Here is a 17,077-nt window from a genome sequence, read left to right as displayed (position 1 = left end):
CACCGGCGTGCGTACGCACCGACCGGGCGCTTCCTCGTGGAGCGCCCGGCCGGCGTGGTGCAGCGGGTGGTGCGGTGCCGAGCGCGGTCAGCGCAGGTGGATGCCGCGCAGGCGGCCGACCTCGCGCATCCGGCGCTCGGCGAGTCGGTCGGCGGCGACCGCGGGCGGCACCGACTCCGACTTGGCCAGCTCGAAGACCCGGCGGGTCGTGTGGAAGATGCCGGTGGCGCGCTGCTGGGCGCGCTCGAAGGAGAAGCCTTCGAGCTCGTCGGCGACCTGGATGACGCCGCCGGAGTTCACGCAGTAGTCGGGGGCGTAGAGGATCCCGCGCTCCTCCAGCTGCTTCTCGACGCCCGGGTGCGCGAGCTGGTTGTTGGCCGCGCCGCACACGATCACCGCCGACAGCGTGTCGACGACCTCGTCGCTGAGCGCGCCGCCGAGGGCGCAGGGCGCGTAGACGTCGAGCTCGGAGGCGACCAGCGCCTCGGTCGACTCGACGACCCGCACCTGCGGGTGCTCGTCGCGGACGCGGTCCACGGCCGGTCGGTGGACGTCGGTCACCACGACGGTCGCGCCGTCCTCGAGCAGGTGCCGGACCAGGTGGCGTCCCACCTTGCCGACGCCGGCGACGCCGACGGTGCGGCCGCCCAGCGTCGGCTCGCCCCAGACCTGCTCCGCGGCCGCGCGCATGCCTTGGAACGTGCCGTACGCCGTCAGCACGGAGCTGTCGCCCGCCCCGCCGTGCGCGACGGTGCGACCGGTGACGTAGTCGCACTCGCGCGCCACGTGGTCCATGTCCTCGGGGAAGGTGCCGACGTCGCAGGCGGTGAAGTAGCGGCCGTTGAGCGACTGGACGAAGCGGCCGTAGGCCCGCAGCAGCGCCTCGGTCTTGAGCTCGGCCGGATCACCGATGATGACGGCCTTGCCGCCGCCGAGGTCGAGCCCGGCGAGGGCGTTCTTGTACGACATCCCGCGCGAGAGGTTGAGGACGTCGGTGACCGCGTCGTCGGTGCTCGCGTAGGGATAGAACCGCGTCCCGCCCAGTCCCGGGCCCAGCGCCGTGGAGTGGATGGCGACGATGGCCCTGAGGCCGCTCGCCCGGTCGTTGCAGAAGACGACCTGTTCGTGCTCGCTGCCGAGCTCGAAGACGTCGACTCCCGAGCTGGTGGCTCCAGACATGTGATGGGTCCTTTCCCGATGGATGGCCGCGGGGTGTGCGGGCCTGGTCAGCGCGGTCGAGGGGTGGTGACCGCCGTCACGCTCAGGGTAGACCCGCGCGATCACCGCTCGCGCATCACCACGAGGTCGCCGTGGGTGCCGTAGCCCAGCAGCCCCCCGCCGGCGGTCCGGCCGTTGAAGGTCGCCAGCAGCCAGGTCCCGTCGACGTGCGCGACCGACGGCCACGGGAGGTTGGTGGGGTAGGGGGCGTCGAGCACCCCGACGTCGGCCATCGTCAGGTCGAACACGGGGAACCGGGCGCGCTGGCCGCGCCGGGAGTCGCGCCCGTCGCTGGCGAGCACCAGCGTCCCGCCGTCCACCTGGACCAGCGTGGTGCCCTCGGTCGCCCGCCGGTCAGCCGCGGCGCCGAGCAGGCGCAGGTCGTCGAGGGTGGGGCCGCCGGCCACCGCGGGGTGGAAGTCGAAGAACCGGCGGGCGCTCACGAAGCCGACCAGCCACTCGCCGTCGCGCCGCACCAGGTGCGGGTCCCAGGTGGCGATGGAGTCCAGGCCGTCGGTGGGCAGGGGCAGCTCGCGGGTGTCCAGCACGTGCGTCCCGCGCAGGAGGTCCGCGCCGGTCTCGGCCAGCGTGACGCGCAAGCCGGCCGGCGTACGGCGACCCGCGCGGGTCGTGGGAGCCTCGAAGTCCCCCCACGTGCTCGTCGCCACCAGCCAGCGGCCGTCGACGCGGACCACGTGGACCGCGTGGTCGCCGAACACTCCCGGCCGGTCGGGGCGACGGAAGAACAGGTCCGCGGAGTGGGTCAGGTCGAGGCTGGTCGGGTCCCACCTCCAGACGCTGGTGTGGGCGGTGTCGAAGAACCCCGGCCCGGCGGAGGTGGCGCTCAGCCACAGCGCCGCGCCGTCGCGCAGCGGCCGTCCGTCGTCCTCGGTGACGAAGCGGACGTCGCGCAGCCCGAGCTGGCCGAAGCCGCCAGCCAGCCCACCCCCCTCCGGCAGCTCGACGCGGAGGTCCGCGAGCGCGGCCTCGTCCCGCGTGTCCACCGCGTCGCGCAGGTCGTGCCGCGACCGGGCCACCCACTCGCCGTGCTCGCGGCTCCACGCGGTCAGGTGCGTCCCGGTCAAGGTGATCCCGAGCTGGGTGGGAGCGTCGGCGCGGTGGAACCGACGGCTCCGCAGCTCCCGGGCGCCGACGGGACCGGTGACGCGCAGGGAGACCGAGCCGTCCTCCACCGAGGCGCCGAGGCGGTGCCCGGACAGGTGCAGGGCGAGCGCGGCGTCGCCGCGCACGTCGGTCGTCGCGGCGACGTACGGCGCGGCGGACGCCATCGGCACGACGCCACCCGAGGCGGCGTCGACGCGCACGGAGTGCGGCGCGACGAGGTCGACCGGACGCGACCGGCGGACGACCTCGAAGCGGGGGAGCACCCGGCCATCCTCCCCGACCCTCCACCCCGACCACCCGACCGGGCCATGCCCCCTGCGCGCTCCCTGGCCCATCCGGACCAGGGCGCGTAGGTCGTTCCGCGGTCGAGGGGCAAGCGTTGGCCGGTCGTTCACCTGGGACGGCGTCGGCGTTCCACCAGGGTCCCAACACTGACGACGCTCACCAGCCGGCACGAGGTCGCGTCGGGGCGTGGCATCCGTCAGCAGTCCTCTCGGGACCGTGCGAAAGATCGTCGTGACCACACTCCCCGTCCAGGACCACGTCCTGCCACCGGAACCACCGGCTCCGCGCCGGCTGGCCCGACGCGCCACCGGCGCCGACCGCGTCTTCGAGCTCGGCGCCCGCACGGTCGGGGCGACCGTGCTGGTCGTGACCGGCGGCATCGGCGCCTTCCTCGCCTGGCAGTCGGTGCCCACGCTGCAGCGCTACGGCTGGAGCTTCTTCACCGAGAGCGCGTGGCAGCCCGAGGCGGACGTGCTCGGCATCGGCGCGGTGCTGGTGGGCACCGTGTCGGTGGCCGGCGTGGCCATGGCCTTCGCGTTCCCCCTGGCGCTGCTGACCGCGCTCTACATCAGCGAGTACGCCCCGCCCTCGATCAAGCCGACCCTGGTCTCGCTCGTCGACCTCATGGCCGCGATCCCCTCGATCATCTACGGGATGTGGGGCTACTTCCTGGTCATGCCCCACGCGGCGGCGTTCAGCCTCTGGCTGCACCAGCACCTGGGGTGGATCCCGATCTTCGCGGTCGACGCCGACCCGGACGCGGCGGTGTGGGACCAGTCGCGCTACATCGGCAGCGCGTTCTGCGCCGGCATCGCCGTGGCCATGATGGTGCTGCCGATGTCGTGCGCGGTCATGCGCCAGGTGTTCTCCCAGACCCCGCCCGGGGAGAAGGAGGCGGCCCTCGCGCTCGGCGCCACCCGCTGGGGCATGATCCGCTCCGTCGTGCTGCCCTTCGGCCGCGGCGGCATCATCGGCGGCACGATGCTCGGCCTGGGCCGCGCCCTCGGCGAGACGATCGCCGTGCTGCTGATCATCTCGCCCGACTTCGTCATCAAGCCCCGCATCCTCGAGGTCGGCACCAGCTCGGTGAGCGCCCTCATCGCCGGCCGCTTCGGCGACGCCAGCGCGGCCCAGCTCTCGGCGCTGCTGACGGCGGGGTTCGTGCTCTTCCTCATCACCCTCGTCGTCAACACGCTCGCCGCGATGATCGTCTCGCGCAGCCGCTCCGGAGCGGGGACCGACGCATGAGCACGATCCGCGAGACGGCGCCGACGGCGCCCCTGGACCCGCCTCCGACGGGCCCGGCTCCGGGGACCCGCGCTCCCTCGACGTACCTGCCGCAGCGCGACCTCGACGCCCCGCCGCCCGTCCCGCGCGCCAGCCTCGGCAAGCCGACGGCGGAGGAGCGGTTCGCGGCCGTCGGCGCCTGGGTGGCCGCCCTCGCGCTCGCCTGGGTCATCACCCAGCGGCTGCTGCCGCTGGGCGGACCCGCCTGGCTCCTCGTCACGTGGTTCGCGACCGGGCTCCTCCTCAGCGCGGTGACGACGTCCATGACCGGGCGCCGGGTCGACGTGGTGGACCGGGTGGTGAGCGGCGTGGTGACCTCCGGCGCGCTCGTGGTGGGCGCCGCCCTGGTGAGCACCGTGGTGTTCGTGGTGTTCCGGGGCTGGGAGCCGCTGCTGCACCTCAACTTCTTCGTCGACGACATGGCCGGCGTCGGTCCGCGCGACGCGTTCGACCGTGGCGGCATCGGCCACGCCATCCTCGGCTCGGTGATCGAGCTGGGGATCGCGATCGCCATCACCCTCCCGCTCGGCATCGGGACGGCCGTCTTCATGACCGAGGTCGGCGGCCGGTTCGCGGTCGTCGTGCGCACCATCGTCGAGGCGATGACCGCGCTGCCCTCGATCGTGGCCGGACTGTTCATCTACACGGTGCTGATCGTCGCGCTCGGGTTCCCCCGCTCCGGGTTCGCCGCGGCGATGGCGCTGTCGGTGATGATGCTGCCGATCATCGCCCGCGCGGCCGACGTGGTGCTGCGCGTCGTCCCGGGCGGCCTCCGCGAAGCGAGCCTGGCCCTCGGCGCCAGCCGGTGGCGCACCGTGTGGCACGTCGTCCTGCCGACCGCCCGTCCCGGGCTCGCGACCGCGCTCATCCTCGGCGTCGCGCGCGGGGTCGGCGAGACCTCGCCCGTGCTGCTCACCTCCGGTGCGGCCAGCTTCTTCGTCACCGACCCGACCGACGGGGTCATGAACTCGCTCCCGCTCTACATCTTCACGGGCGCTCGCAGCCCGGAGCCGCAGATGATCGAGCGCGCGTTCGCCGCCGCGACCGTCCTGCTCGTCCTCGTCCTGGCCCTGTTCGTCGTGGCGCGCCTCGTCGCCCGCCCGGCACGCGCCTCTCGCCGCACGTCCCGCCGTACGCCTCGCCGGGCGCGCGGAGTCTCTGAGGAGTCCTGATGACCGCTCGAACCGTACGCCTCGCCGCCGCACTCGGCGCGCTCGTCCTCGTGTCCCTGTCGGGACTCTCCGCCGCTGCCCAGGCCGACGGACCGGACGACAGCGGCTTCGGCAACCTCCAGCCCCGGGCGGCGTACGCCCAGATCGAGGGCTCGGGCTCCACGTGGTCGGAGGTGATCGTGCAGCAGTGGATCTCCGACGTCGACGCGCTCGGCATGAAGGTCACCTACAACGGCGGCGGCTCCTCGCAGGGGCGCAAGAACTTCGCGCAGAACGTCACCGACTTCGGCATCTCCGAGATCCCCTACCCGGGCGTGGACGAGTTCGGCAACGCCGACAACAGCAACGGGCGCGAGTTCGCCTACCTGCCCATCGTCGCGGGCGGCACCGCCTTCACCTACCAGCTCAAGATCGGCAACGAGCTGGTGCGCAACCTGCGGCTGTCGGGGGAGACGCTGACCAAGATCTTCACCGGTCAGATCACCGACTGGTCGGACCCGGCGATCACCGAGGACAACAACGGCCGCGCCTTCCCCAAGTTGGCCATCACCCCGGTCGTGCGCTCCGACGGCTCGGGCACCACGGCCCAGCTGACCACCTGGATGGACGCCGAGCACCCCGACATCTGGCGGCCCTACTTCGGCAAGAGCGGCTACACCTCGTACTACCCGCGCAAGGGGCGGATGCTCGCCCAGTCGGGGTCGGACCAGGTGATGAACACGATCTCCGGCTTCGCCGGCAACGGCACGATCGGCTACGTCGAGTACGCCTACCCGCTCAACAAGGACTACCCGGTCGTCAAGGTCCTCAACGAGGGCGGCTACTACGTCGAGCCGACGCAGTACAACGTGGCCGTCGCGCTCACCAAGGCGCGGATCAACGAGGACCCGTCCTCGCCGATGTACCTCACGCAGATCCTCGACGGTGTCTACTCGGCCACGGACCCGCGGGCCTACCCGCTGTCGTCGTACAGCTACATGATCATCCCGACCGGCGCGGACGACCAGCGGATGACGACCGCCAAGCGCCAGACGCTCGGCGACTTCATGTACTACTCGCTGTGCGAGGGACAGGACAAGGCGGGGCCCTACGGCTACTCGCCGCTGCCGCTGAACCTCGTGCAGGCCGGCTTCGCCCAGCTCGCCCGGCTCAAGGACGCCGACCCGGCGGTCGACATCACCAACCGCGACGCGACCAAGTGCAACAACCCGACCTTCGTCGCGGGCGACCTCAAGCAGAACAAGCTCGCGCAGATCGCGCCGCAGCCGGCGGCCTGCGACAAGGTGGGTGCGGGCCCGTGCGGCACGGACACCGGCACCGGCGAGCCCTCGACCGACGGGGAGCAGCCCGCCGACTCGACCGGCGACGACGCGGACCAGACCGGCGCCGGCAACGGCCGAGGCGCCACGGGTGACGGTCCGTCCGGCGGAGGAGGCGGAGGAGGCGGCGGCGGTGCAGGTGGCGACCCCGAGGCCACCGAGATCGATCCGGTCACCGGCGAGACCATCAGCACCTCCGGCAGCGGCACCACCGCCGCGGGCACCGGCGCCGCCACCTCGACCGACCCGATCTACGCGACGCCGACAGAGCTGTCGGCCGACCGGCCGGGTGACGGCCGCGCGTTCGGTCTCCTCGCGGCGGTCGAGCTGCTCGCGCTGGTCCTGGTGCCGGGCCTGCTCATCGCCCGGGGCGTACGACGCCGGGGCGCGGCCCGATGAGGCGGCGCGCGCGCCTCCTCGCGGCAGCAGCGGCGGCGCTGGCCGTCGGCCTGCCGGCGCTGGGAGCCTCCGTCGAGGTCGCCGTCGCGGCGCCGGGCGACGAGCCGGCGTACACCGAGACCAAGCACCTGAGCCGCACCATCATGGTGCAGGGCCAGGAGATCGAGATCGACTCCCGCGACGTCACCGTGACCGTCGACCGGACCACGGAGCTGCGCGGGCGCGAGCGCGTCGACATCTCCTGGACCGGCGCCCACCCCACCGGCGGTCGCTCGTCGAGCCCGTTCGGCGAGCAGGGCCTGCTGCAGGAGTACCCCGTCGTCATCCTCCAGTGCCGCGGGCTCGACGACCCGAGCCTGCCGCCGGCCGAGCAGCTGTCCCCCGAGACGTGCTGGACCTCCTCGCGCGCCCAGCGCACGCAGGTCACCGATGACACCGAGGCCGCGTGGCGTCACGACAAGCTGGCCACGGAGGAGCAGCGGGCGCAGAAGTACGGCCTGGCGCCGATCCCCGCGGAGTGCAACGACGTCGCCAACTTCTCGACCCACATCACGCCCTTCCGCGCCGCCGACGGGACCGTCTACGCGAGCTGCACCTCCGAGACGATGGCGCCCGAGGCGGCAGTCGGCGCGGCGTTCCCGCCGGCCGAGCAGGCGGCGTTCACCGACCTCGAGGGCAACGGTCACGCGAAGTTCGAGGTGCGCTCCGACGTCGAGAACGAGTCGCTGGGCTGCTCCGAGAAGGTCGCCTGCTCGATCGTGGTGATCCCGATCCAGGGCATCAGCTGCATGGACGACGACGCCGCCTGCAACCGTGGCGGCCAGTACGAGCCGGGCGCGAGCAACTACTCCAACCAGGGCGTCGACCTCACCGCGTCGCCGATGCTGTGGTGGTCGCCCTCCAACTGGAACAACCGGTTCTCCGTGCCGATCACCTTCGGCCTCTCGCCGGATGCGTGCACCGTCCTCGACTCCCGCGCGCCGACCGGCTTCTACGGCTCCGAGCTGATGTCCCAGGCCTCGCTCCAGTGGTCGCCGAGCTTCTGCCTGGACAAGAAGCGGTTCAAGTTCCAGCACAACAAGATGGCCGACGCGGCCGGCTTCGCGCTGGCCGAGAACGGCGGCGGCGCAGCGGCCTTCGTGTCCGGCGAGCACGAGGTCAAGGGCTCGGACCCGATGGCGTACGCCCCCACCGCCGTGACGGGCTTCTCGATCGGGTACGTCATCGACAAGCCGGGCAACGCCGGCGAGTACACCGGGCTCAAGCTCAACGCCCGGCTCCTCGCCAAGCTGATGACGCAGTCCTACCTCGGCAGCGAGCTCGGCCGTGGCCACCCCGGCATGGAGAGCAACCCGATCGGCATCAACCTGGACCCGGAGTTCCAGAAGCTCAACCCGGGGCTGGACACCATCACCCGCGAAGCGGCGGCGACCCTGCTGTCGCTCTCGGAGTCCAGTGACGTCATCGAGGCCCTCACCTCCTACATCGCCCAGGACGCGGCGGCCATGGCCTGGGTCGACGGCAAGCCGGACCCGTGGGGGATGAAGGTCAACCCGAGCTACAAGAAGATCAAGCTGCCCACGCCCGAGTGGCCCCTGCTCGACGACTACGTCCCGGTCACCAACGACGAGTGCCGCCAGCAGAACCCGACGCCGTACTTCACCCAGCTCGCGGCGCCCGTGCCGTCGATCCGCAAGATCGCCGAGGCGATCCTCGACGCCTGGCCCAACGTCCAGACCAAGTGCGAGCGCTCGACGGTCACCGACCCCTGGAAGATCGGCCGCGTCGACCGGCAGGGCGTCGGCTCCCGCTTCATGCTGGGCGTCGTCAGCATGGGCGACGCCGCGCGGCTCGGGCTGGAGCAGGCCAGCCTCGCGACGCGCAAGGGCTTTGTCGCCCCGACGGCCGGCGGTCTGGTCAAGGCGCTGCGGCTGGCCGAGCCGAGCCGCAGCGGTGAGAAGCCGTTCACGCTCGACATGGCGGCCCTGGTCAAGGCCGACGCCTACCCCGGCACGATGATCGTCTACACCGCGGCGCGTACGGCGAACCTGCCGCAGGAGGACGCCGACAAGGTCCGGCAGTTCATCGAGGTCGCCACGACCGAGGGCCAGAAGCAGGGGTACGGCAACGGCCAGCTCCCCCCGGGCTACGTCCCGCTGACGAAGACCGGCGTCACCGCCCCGCTGTGGAAGCAGGCTCAGGCCGTCGCCGAGGCGATCGGTGAGCAGGAGGGCGCGAGCACCGCCGGCGACGAGTCGACGGACGGCGACGGCGACGGCAGTCAGACCGGCACCGACGGGGGCGACCTCGGGCCCGCCAGCGTCAGCGCGGTCGACGGGACCGACGAGGTCCTCGCGCCGGTCGACGGCCCGGGTGAGGAGGCCGACGCGGACGCCGACGGCAAGGGCGAGGACGAGGGCGACAAGGGCGACGAGGCCGACGACGCGGAGCAGGAGCTCGTGACGATGCCGCCCACGACGCAGGTCTCCTCGCCCGTTGCCGCGAGGGTCCTGCCGACGCTCGTGCTCGTGGCGCTCATCAGCGCCATCGCGGCCAACCTCGTCCGGCTGCGACACCTGCGCAGGAGGCGGTCATGACCGTCACCACCGAGCGACCGGCAGCGGCGCGCGCGGCGGCCCCCCGGCCCGCGCCTCCGGCCCGGAATGACGACGTCTGGTCGGTGGTGTCGACGACGTCGGTGATGTGCTGCCTGGTCGCCGGGTGGATGGTCGCGCAGATGCTCTACCTGGGCGGTCTCGCCCAGGACCGCGCCCAGGACGCGCTCTACGCGGACTTCCGCGCCGAGCTCGCCGCCGGCACCGCCCCGATCGGGCCGGTGACGGAGGTCGGCACGCCCGTCGCCACCCTCTCGATCCCGCACATCGGCGTCGAGCAGGTGGTGGTCGAGGGCACGGCTTCCGGCGACCTGCTGACCGGTCCCGGACACCTGCGCAACACCGTGCTCCCCGGCCAGCGGGGCACGTCCGCGGTGTTCGGCCGGGCGAGCACCTACGGCGCGCCCTTCGCGCGGCTCGGCGAGCTAGAGGCGGGCGACCAGGTCAACGTGGTCACCGCTCAGGGCGCCACCCGCTTCGAGGTGATCGGCGTACGTCGTGCCGGTGACCCGCTGCCGCAGCCCCGGCCGGAGGACGCGGCGCGGCTCGTGCTGGTGAGCGGCGAGGCGGGCGGCTCCCGGCTGCCGTCGCTGTCGCCGGGCGAGGTCGTCTACGTCGACGCCGAGGCGGACGAGGCGTTCGACACCCCCGCGGGCCTGCCCCCCGTGGTCCCTGATCCGGAGCAGGCGATGGGCACGGAGTCAGGAGCGGTGATGCCGCTGCTGACGCTGTGCCTGGGACTGCTCCTGGCGCTGACGCTCGGCGTCATCGCCGCCCGGCAGCGGTTCGGAGCCGCCCTGGTGTGGGTCGTCGCGACTCCGGTCGTGATCGCCGTCGCCTGGCTCACCACGGACGTGGTCATGCGCCTGCTGCCCAACCTGCTGTAACCGAAGTGCCGCTCCACCCGTCCAGGAACACCCGACGCACCACCCCAACGAACACCCAGAGAAAGAGAACCTCATGTCTGTTCGCAGGCTCCTCGCGGGCGTGGCCACCACGTCCGTCCTGGCGACGGCGCTCGCCGTGGCCGCTCCCGCCCAGGCCGACCCGACCGTCGTCCCCGACGCCGACGACATCGTCGGTGTCGGCTCCGACACCACGATGCACGCGCTGACGTACCTGGCCGACGGCCACGCCGGTGTCCCGGGCTACAACGCCGGTGGTGCCGCGCAGCGCCTGGTGTCCTTCGACGCCCGCACGTTCGACGCGTCGGGTGCCCAGACGAACTCCGCCAACGTCACGCTGCGCGCCGGGTCGGCCCCGATCGTGCGGCCGAACGGCTCCGGGGGCGGCAAGGCGCTGCTCTACGGCGCGGGCAACAACACCGACGTGAGCTTCGCCCGCTCCTCCTCCGGCAACAACGCCAACGAGACCGCAGCCGGGCTGCAGGCGTTCCCGTTCGCCAAGGACACCCTCGCCGTGGCCACGGCGCAGACGTCGAACGCCCCGGCCAGCCTCACCCCCGAGCAGATCGTCGCGATCTTCGAGGGCAGCGTCACCAACTGGAGCCAGGTGGGCGGCAGCAACGGCGCCATCAAGCCGCTGGCCCCGCAGACCAGCTCGGGCACGGGTGACTTCTTCAAGAAGGAGCTCGACAAGATCAAGGGCTCGCCGGTCACCTACGGCCCCAGCGTCACCTTCGTGCAGGAGCACGACGACGCGCCGATCAAGTCCGACCCCAACGCGATCGCCCCGTTCTCGGTGGGCCGTGCCGGACTGCTCGGCACCCTGCGCATCGAGCAGGGCTGGCAGGTCGGCCGTGCGCTCTACAACGTGGTGCGCCAGGCCGACGCCGCCAGCCCGTGGGCGCAGGGCCTCTTCGGCCCCAACGGCTTCGCGTGCTCGCCCGCCGCGACCTCGCTGATCCTCGACGCCGGCTTCGAGCAGCTGCTCTCCGCCTCCCAGGGCGGCAAGTGCGGCGTGGCGACCACCACGGCCACGGCCGCCAGCGACCTGCTCACCGCCAAGGTGAACACCACCACGAGCGTCTCCGGCGTCTCGAACGCCGCCGGTGCGGCCACCCTCACCGCCACCGTCGGCGGCGGCGGCACCCTCAAGCCGCAGGGCGTCGTGTCCTTCTCCGTCGACGGCGCGGCCAAGGGCAACGCCGTGGTCACCGGTGGGCGCGCCACCTACACCGCCACCGGCCTCACCCCGGGCGTGCACAAGGTCAAGGCCACCTTCACCCCCACCGGCGCGGCCTTCAACGGCTCGACGTCGACCGAGGTCGACGTGACCGTCCGCGCCGCCGCGCCGGCTCCGGCGGCGAAGGCGAAGACCAAGCTGTCCGAGACCTTCAAGAAGAGCTACGCCAAGGGCGCGGCGATCAAGGGCAAGATCAAGGTCAAGGAGTCGGCGGCGGGCAAGGCCACCGGCAAGGTCGTGGTCAAGCTCGGCAAGAAGACCGTCGGCAAGGGCACCGTCAAGAACGGCGTCGCCAGCGTGAAGCTCACCAAGCTGAAGAAGGGCAAGAACAAGCTCGTCGCGCAGTACGCCGGCAGCTCGGCGTTCGCAGCCTCGAAGCTCGCGTTCGTGATCACGGTGAAGTGACCGACCTCTCCTGAACCGGGGGCGGGCGGCTCGCTGACGGCCGCCCGCCCCCACCTGGTCGCACCGCCCCCCGACCCATCCCGCCCGCGACCCGATCCCGATCCGTCCCCGATCCGAAGAGACCCGCCATGACCCAGTCCACGCTCCCCGCGCCCGCCCCGCCGTCGTACGACGTGGGTGGCGCCGGGCCCGCGACCCTCGAGGCACGCGACATCACCGCGTGGTTCGGCAACCACCAGGTGCTCGACCGGGTCTCGCTGACGATGCCGGCCTCCGGCATCACCGCCCTCATCGGCCCGTCGGGCTGCGGGAAGTCCACCTTCCTGCGGATCCTCAACCGAATGCACGAGCTCGTGCCGTCCGCCGCGCTCGCCGGCGAGGTGCTGCTGGACGGGGAGGACATCTACGACCCGCAGCGCAAGCTCACCGACGCACGGCGCGCGATCGGCATGGTCTTCCAGAAGCCGAACCCCTTCCCCGCGATGTCGATCCGCGAGAACGTCATCGCCGGCCTGCGGCTGACCGGCACCAAGATGAACAAGTCCGCGAAGGAGGAGCTCGTCGAGGAGTGCCTGGTCCGCGGTGGCCTCTGGAAGGAGGTCAAGGACCGGCTCGACAGCCCCGGTGGCGGTCTCTCGGGCGGTCAGCAGCAGCGCCTGTGCATCGCCCGGTCGTTGGCGATCAAGCCGCGCGTGCTCCTGATGGACGAGCCGTGCTCCGCGCTCGATCCCACCTCGACCCGCGTGATCGAGGAGACCATGAAGGACCTCGCCCAGCAGGTCACGATCGTCATCGTCACCCACAACATGCAGCAGGCGGCGCGCGTCTCCGACACGTGCGCCTTCTTCCTCGCCTCGCAGGGCACGCCGGGCGTGATCGTCGAGCACGGCGACACCGACGCGATGTTCACCAGTCCCCGGGACTCCCGGACCTCCGACTACGTGAACGGGCGGTTCGGCTGATCGGCGTCGAACACCAGTCGCAGAAGGGCCCCGATCGGGACGTGATCGGGGCCCTTCTGTGCTTGTGGGCAGGGGCGGGGTCGAACCGCCGACCTATCACTTTTCAGGCGATCGCTCGTACCAACTGAGCTACCTGCCCAAGCGGGACCGAGGATACATCAGCCGCACCACCCTGCGGGAATCGGCTCAGGTCAGGCGCGGATCGGGTCGAAGGCCGGGAGCTCGAGCCAGAACGACGAACCCGACCCCGGCGTCGACTCGCCGCGCACCGCCCCGCCGTCGCGCTCGGCGATGGTGCGCGAGATCGACAGCCCCAGGCCGGTGCCCTTGGTCGCCGGGCCCGCGAAGCGGACGAAGGGCTCGAAGGCCCGCTCCAGCTGACCGGGCTCCAGACCGGGCCCGTCGTCGCGCACGACGACCCGCACCATCGGCCGGCCGCTCTCGCCCAGCAGCCGCTCGGCGGAGAGCAGCACCGTCCCGCCGCCGGGGCGGTGGTGGGCGATGGCGTTGCCGAGGAGGTTGGTGAGCACCTGGCGCACCCCGGACGGGTGCGCCCACACTGCAGTCGACGCGTCGATGTCGACCAGGATCTCCACGCCCGCGATCCGGGCGGGGGCGCGGTGCCAGTGCACGACGTCCGCGACCGCGTCGGCGACCGCCACGGCCTGGCGCTCGTCATCGCCGGACAGCGTGCGACCGGCACCCAACAGGGTGTCGACGATCGCGACCAGCTGCTCGCAGGCCCGCAGGATCACCGGCCCGTCCCGCAGCATGCCCTGCGCCACCTGCTCGGCGGTGCCGTGCTCGGCGTCGTCCAGCAGCACCTCGGTGTAGCCCAGGATCGCCGCGAGCGGGGTCCGCAGCTCGTGGCCGACCGACCCGTAGAGCTGCTGGTAGGCCAGCTGGGCCTGCGTCCCGGTCTCGATCGCCTCGGCAAGGGCGCGGCGTGACTGCTCGAGGGTGAGCCGAGAGGCGACCGCCGCGCTGAGCAGATCGAAGTCGCGCATCAGCTCGTCGGACCACGTGCCTGCGTCGAGGCTGGCTGCCGACATGCTGCCGAACATGACGCCCTCGGACATGCACACCGAGGCCACGAGGCTGCGGATCCCGACCCGCCCGAGCTCGGACTGGTCCTGGGCCGCCTCGGACGGCAGGAGCTCGCGGTCGGTGATGGCGACGATGCCCCGGTCGCGAGCGATCCCGGACAACCACGGCATGCTGAGCGCCGCCTCCGGTCCGGCGCCCGGTGGCGGCGCGATCGAGTGCCCGGACCCCGGCCGGACCCACTCCCGGATCCACGCGCGTTCCCCCAGCCGGGTCCAGCCGGCCGGGTCCTCCGGGGCGAGCCGGGTGAGCACCGACACGACCACCTCGACGCGGGCGCCCGCGAGCAGGTGCAGTGCCGTGCGGGTGATGGCCTCGTCGATGCTGATGTCGCCCTGGAGGATCGCGCGCGCGATGTCGGAGGCCTCCCGGCTCACCGGCGCGTCGGCGTTCAGGTACTGCAGGGAGGCGTGCTCGATCACTGAGGAGCCTCCCTCCTCGGGGCCACACGGAACCGGCACGGCGCCGGGGTGATGCCGCGACTCTGGTCAATGGTCACAGGTTCGCTCAACTCGAGCTCGCGGGTGACCGCCCACCGGGCGACGCAGAGGAGCTGCGCCAGGCCCAGCGTACGGCCTGGGCAGGCGTGCGGCCCGGCGCCGAAAGGCAGCCACGCACCCGGGCGGCGGGCTCCGTCGCGCCAGCGATCGGGGTCGAAGTCGCCCAGTCCGGCGGGGTCGCCGGGGACCAGGGACTCCAGACGACCGAGCAGCAGCGGGCTGACCATCACCACCGATCCCGACGGGATCCGCTCGTCGGCGAGGTCGACGTCCGCCGTGGTGATCCGCGCCGTGACCCAGGTGGGCGGAGTCAGGCGCAGCGTCTCCCACACGGCGTGCAGGGGATCGACATCGCCCGTCGCGTGGTCGGCGAGCCACGCGAGGAGCCAGGCGCCGGCGGCGATCGGCACCTGGATGCCGGCGGCGAGGAGCGTCGCGACCGGAGCGGGGTCGACCCCCGGGACCTGCGCGAGGGTCTCCTCCAGGGCGCGCCGGGCGCGGCGCTCCGCGCGCCGGGTCCGGGTCCAGCCAGCCGGTGGTCGCCGGGCGGCGATCACCGGAGCCAGGGCGTCGATCCAGGCGAGCACCTGGCCGGCGACGCGGTCGCGCTGCGCCGAGTCGGCCGACCCGAGCACCGCGGCGGTCGTGGACCGGGCCACCGGGACCCGCAGCAGCGTCATGGCGTCATAGGGCGCGTGAGGAGTCGTGCGCTCGTGCGCGGCCAGGGCAGCGGCCCACTCGCGCTCGAAGACCTCCACGCCACCGGCCACCTGGTCGGGGGACAGGGCGTCGAACACGAGGTGGCCCGAGCGGGTGTCGCCCCGGCTCGCGGACAGGTCGCCGCTGCGACTCACGTCGCCGGGGAAGTCGAAGTGCGCGGGGTCGGTCAGGACCTGCTTGGCGCTCGCCGGGGTGGTGGCCAGCCAGGGTCCGGAGCGCCCCAGCGACACCACGCCGGACCGCGGGGCGGCGAGGACAGCGCCGAGCCGGCCGCCGGCCGACTCGGCGCTGCCCACGCGCATCACTGCTCGTGTCTCACGAGTCGTGAGGCACCGACCGGTCAGCGACGGCCGGGGGCCGGACGCCAGACGTAGACCGCCTGCAGCTGGTTGCTGGCGCGCTTGGCCTCGATGCGGGTGCGGATGCGGTTCATCATGATGTGTCCTCCAGGGGGTTGAGGTGATGCACGCCAGGCAGGCGCACACGACACCGCCCGGACTCCGCTTCCCGTCGTGCTTCTCAGGGTCGGGTCGCCGACTCCGGACCGCGCCAGCAGCCCGGCCCCCGTGGAGCATCCAGGGGGTCAGGACTCCATGTCGCGGAGTGTCTCGCTAATCAGATCAGTCAATTGCTGAATGCGCAGTGGCTTCTGCATGACGGTTTCGATTCCGAGCTCCTGCAGGACGGCTCGGTGCTCGCCGGCCCACGCGCTGATGACGACGATCCGCATGTCGGGAGCGACGTCGGGGTGAGCCCTCAGCCAGCGCACGACGTCGACGCCGTTCATGCGCGGCATGGTGAGGTCGAGGAGCATCACGTCGAACGACTCGCGTTGCAGCAGGTCGGTGGCCTCGACCCCGTCGCCGGCGGTGGACGCGACGTGTCCGGCCCGCTCGACGAGGCGGCAGAACACGTCCCGGATGTCCTCGTTGTCGTCGACGACGAGGAACCGCAGCTCCCGTCCGTCCGTGTTCATGGGACAAAGGTTAGTAGCGACGGGCGACAGTTGCCGCAGTGTTGCCCAACTGACCGCCCCTCCGGGCGTGGCGCGACGCCGGCTCCGGACGCGGGTTCACCCGGCGCGACGCCCTGGCCCTATGCTGGTCGACGCCTGTGCGGGCCCGTCCCGAGCAGGCGGGCCCCCATCGTCTAGCGGCCCAGGACCCCGCCCTTTCACGGCGGTAGCGCCGGTTCGAATCCGGTTGGGGGTGCCAGGCCCGGTCGTGGTCGCCGCCGATTGGTGGTCTCCGAAGACCATGGGTTAGGGTTTCACCCGCTTCACCAGAAGCACTGGCCCCGTAGCGCAGTTGGTTAGCGCGCCGCCCTGTCACGGCGGAGGCCGCGGGTTCGAGTCCCGTCGGGGTCGCCAACGCATGACCGAACAGGGTGAGCCACCAGGCTCACCCTGTTCGGCATTTCGGCACCACCCCGCCCCTTCGTGCGGTCCCTAGGCTGTCGACATGCCGATCGACCTGGATCCCGCCGCCTTCGACGCGATGGTCGAGCGGGCCCTCGACGGCCTGCCCGACGACCTGGCCCGCCTGGTCGACAACGTGGTCGTGCTGGTCGAACCCGAGGCGCCGGCCGACGACCCCGACCTGCTCGGGCTCTACGACGGGCTCGCCCTGACCGAGCGCCCGGCGAACCACGCCGGCATGCTCCCCGACCGCATCCTGCTGTTCCGCGGGCCGCTGCTCGACATGGCCGACACCGTCGAGGACCTGGAGGAGGAGGTGCGCATCACCGTCGTGCACGAGGTCGCCCACCACTTCGGCCTCGACGACGCCAGGCTGCACGACCTCGGCTGGGGCTGACGCCCGT

General features: G+C 72.4%; 13 protein-coding genes and 3 tRNA genes. 10 read left to right on the top strand and 6 right to left on the bottom strand.

Going from position 1 to position 17,077, the window contains the following annotated elements; translation table 11 throughout:
* Window positions 1-87: 87 nt before the first annotated feature.
* Together J3P41_RS06560 and J3P41_RS06555 are read right to left on the bottom strand one after the other, a co-directional pair.
* Complete coding sequence (locus tag J3P41_RS06560; protein WP_210649394.1) at window positions 88-1,179, bottom strand: Glu/Leu/Phe/Val dehydrogenase; 1,092 nt, start codon at window positions 1,177-1,179, stop codon at window positions 88-90.
* Between the two features lie 101 nt (window positions 1,180-1,280).
* Window positions 1,281-2,606 carry a hypothetical protein gene (locus tag J3P41_RS06555; protein ID WP_210649393.1) on the bottom strand — a complete coding sequence of 442 codons (1,326 nt, stop codon included), beginning with the start codon at window positions 2,604-2,606 and terminating at the stop codon, window positions 1,281-1,283.
* A 253-nt stretch (window positions 2,607-2,859) separates the two neighbouring features.
* Here J3P41_RS06555 and pstC point away from each other — a divergent pair, with 253 nt between their 5' ends.
* The 7 genes from pstC (at window position 2,860) to J3P41_RS06520 (ending at window position 12,932) form a co-directional block, all read left to right on the top strand.
* Window positions 2,860-3,876 (top strand): phosphate ABC transporter permease subunit PstC, encoded by a 1,017-nt coding sequence (gene pstC, locus J3P41_RS06550; RefSeq protein ID WP_307861852.1) that lies wholly within the window; start codon window positions 2,860-2,862, stop codon window positions 3,874-3,876.
* Complete coding sequence (gene pstA, locus J3P41_RS06545) at window positions 3,873-5,087, top strand: phosphate ABC transporter permease PstA (protein ID WP_210649392.1); 1,215 nt, start codon at window positions 3,873-3,875, stop codon at window positions 5,085-5,087. The genes pstC and pstA overlap by 4 nt, the downstream gene beginning before the upstream one ends.
* Window positions 5,087-6,805: a substrate-binding domain-containing protein gene (locus tag J3P41_RS06540; protein WP_210649391.1), complete on the top strand. Its 1,719-nt coding sequence runs from the start codon at window positions 5,087-5,089 to the stop codon at window positions 6,803-6,805. The genes pstA and J3P41_RS06540 overlap by 1 nt, the downstream gene beginning before the upstream one ends.
* The gene (locus J3P41_RS06535) at window positions 6,802-9,402 is read left to right on the top strand and encodes a hypothetical protein (protein ID WP_210649390.1); all 2,601 of its coding nucleotides are present in this window, start codon (window positions 6,802-6,804) and stop codon (window positions 9,400-9,402) included. The genes J3P41_RS06540 and J3P41_RS06535 overlap by 4 nt, the downstream gene beginning before the upstream one ends.
* Complete coding sequence (locus J3P41_RS06530) at window positions 9,399-10,307, top strand: sortase (protein WP_210649389.1); 909 nt, start codon at window positions 9,399-9,401, stop codon at window positions 10,305-10,307. Before J3P41_RS06535 ends, J3P41_RS06530 begins: the two co-directional genes overlap by 4 nt.
* A gap of 73 nt (window positions 10,308-10,380) precedes the next feature.
* Window positions 10,381-11,970, top strand: a complete 1,590-nt coding sequence (locus tag J3P41_RS06525; protein ID WP_210649388.1) for an Ig-like domain repeat protein — start codon at window positions 10,381-10,383, stop codon at window positions 11,968-11,970.
* A 128-nt stretch (window positions 11,971-12,098) separates the two neighbouring features.
* A complete protein-coding gene (locus tag J3P41_RS06520) occupies window positions 12,099-12,932 on the top strand; it encodes a phosphate ABC transporter ATP-binding protein (protein ID WP_210649387.1) in 834 nt (277 codons plus the stop codon).
* A 65-nt stretch (window positions 12,933-12,997) separates the two neighbouring features.
* Here J3P41_RS06520 and J3P41_RS06515 read toward each other — a convergent pair.
* The 4 genes from J3P41_RS06515 to J3P41_RS06500 form a co-directional block, all read right to left on the bottom strand.
* Window positions 12,998-13,071 (bottom strand) — tRNA-Phe (locus J3P41_RS06515).
* Window positions 13,072-13,123: 52 nt separating this feature from the next.
* Entirely contained in the window at window positions 13,124-14,458 is a 1,335-nt protein-coding gene (locus tag J3P41_RS19205; protein ID WP_210649386.1) for a HAMP domain-containing sensor histidine kinase, read from the bottom strand.
* Window positions 14,455-15,558, bottom strand: coding sequence for a cytochrome P450 (locus J3P41_RS06505; protein WP_210649385.1), 1,104 nt, complete (start codon window positions 15,556-15,558; stop codon window positions 14,455-14,457). Before J3P41_RS06505 ends, J3P41_RS19205 begins: the two co-directional genes overlap by 4 nt.
* A gap of 281 nt (window positions 15,559-15,839) precedes the next feature.
* A complete protein-coding gene (locus tag J3P41_RS06500) occupies window positions 15,840-16,232 on the bottom strand; it encodes a response regulator (protein WP_210649384.1) in 393 nt (130 codons plus the stop codon).
* A gap of 162 nt (window positions 16,233-16,394) precedes the next feature.
* On the opposite strand from J3P41_RS06500, the gene J3P41_RS06495 reads away from it, so the two are divergent.
* The 3 genes from J3P41_RS06495 to J3P41_RS06485 all read left to right on the top strand — a co-directional run bounded on the left by J3P41_RS06495 (window position 16,395) and on the right by J3P41_RS06485 (window position 17,070).
* Window positions 16,395-16,470, top strand: a tRNA-Glu gene (locus J3P41_RS06495).
* 78 nt (window positions 16,471-16,548) lie between these two features.
* Window positions 16,549-16,625, top strand: a tRNA-Asp gene (locus tag J3P41_RS06490).
* 91 nt (window positions 16,626-16,716) lie between these two features.
* Window positions 16,717-17,070: a metallopeptidase family protein gene (locus J3P41_RS06485; RefSeq protein WP_210649383.1), complete on the top strand. Its 354-nt coding sequence runs from the start codon at window positions 16,717-16,719 to the stop codon at window positions 17,068-17,070.
* Window positions 17,071-17,077: the final 7 nt, after the last annotated feature.

This window comes from Nocardioides sp. SYSU D00065, from assembly GCF_017916425.1.
GTDB lineage: Bacteria > Actinomycetota > Actinomycetes > Propionibacteriales > Nocardioidaceae > Nocardioides.
Note: the sequence above shows the minus strand (reverse complement) of the source record. Positions and strands in the feature narration are given on the sequence as shown.

Excerpts from the sequence above, each read along its gene's own strand:
- pstA (WP_210649392.1), top strand. The coding sequence starts at position 3,873 with ATGAGCACGATCCGCGAGACGGCGCCGACGGCGCCCCTGGACCCGCCT.
- J3P41_RS06525 (WP_210649388.1), top strand. The coding sequence starts at position 10,381 with ATGTCTGTTCGCAGGCTCCTCGCGGGCGTGGCCACCACGTCCGTCCTG.
- J3P41_RS06530 (WP_210649389.1), top strand. The coding sequence starts at position 9,399 with ATGACCGTCACCACCGAGCGACCGGCAGCGGCGCGCGCGGCGGCCCCC.
- J3P41_RS06560 (WP_210649394.1), bottom strand. The coding sequence starts at position 1,179 with ATGTCTGGAGCCACCAGCTCGGGAGTCGACGTCTTCGAGCTCGGCAGC.
- J3P41_RS06540 (WP_210649391.1), top strand. The coding sequence starts at position 5,087 with ATGACCGCTCGAACCGTACGCCTCGCCGCCGCACTCGGCGCGCTCGTC.
- J3P41_RS06505 (WP_210649385.1), bottom strand. The coding sequence starts at position 15,558 with ATGCGCGTGGGCAGCGCCGAGTCGGCCGGCGGCCGGCTCGGCGCTGTC.
- J3P41_RS06520 (WP_210649387.1), top strand. The coding sequence starts at position 12,099 with ATGACCCAGTCCACGCTCCCCGCGCCCGCCCCGCCGTCGTACGACGTG.
- J3P41_RS06485 (WP_210649383.1), top strand. The coding sequence starts at position 16,717 with ATGCCGATCGACCTGGATCCCGCCGCCTTCGACGCGATGGTCGAGCGG.
- J3P41_RS06535 (WP_210649390.1), top strand. The coding sequence starts at position 6,802 with ATGAGGCGGCGCGCGCGCCTCCTCGCGGCAGCAGCGGCGGCGCTGGCC.
- J3P41_RS06500 (WP_210649384.1), bottom strand. The coding sequence starts at position 16,232 with ATGAACACGGACGGACGGGAGCTGCGGTTCCTCGTCGTCGACGACAAC.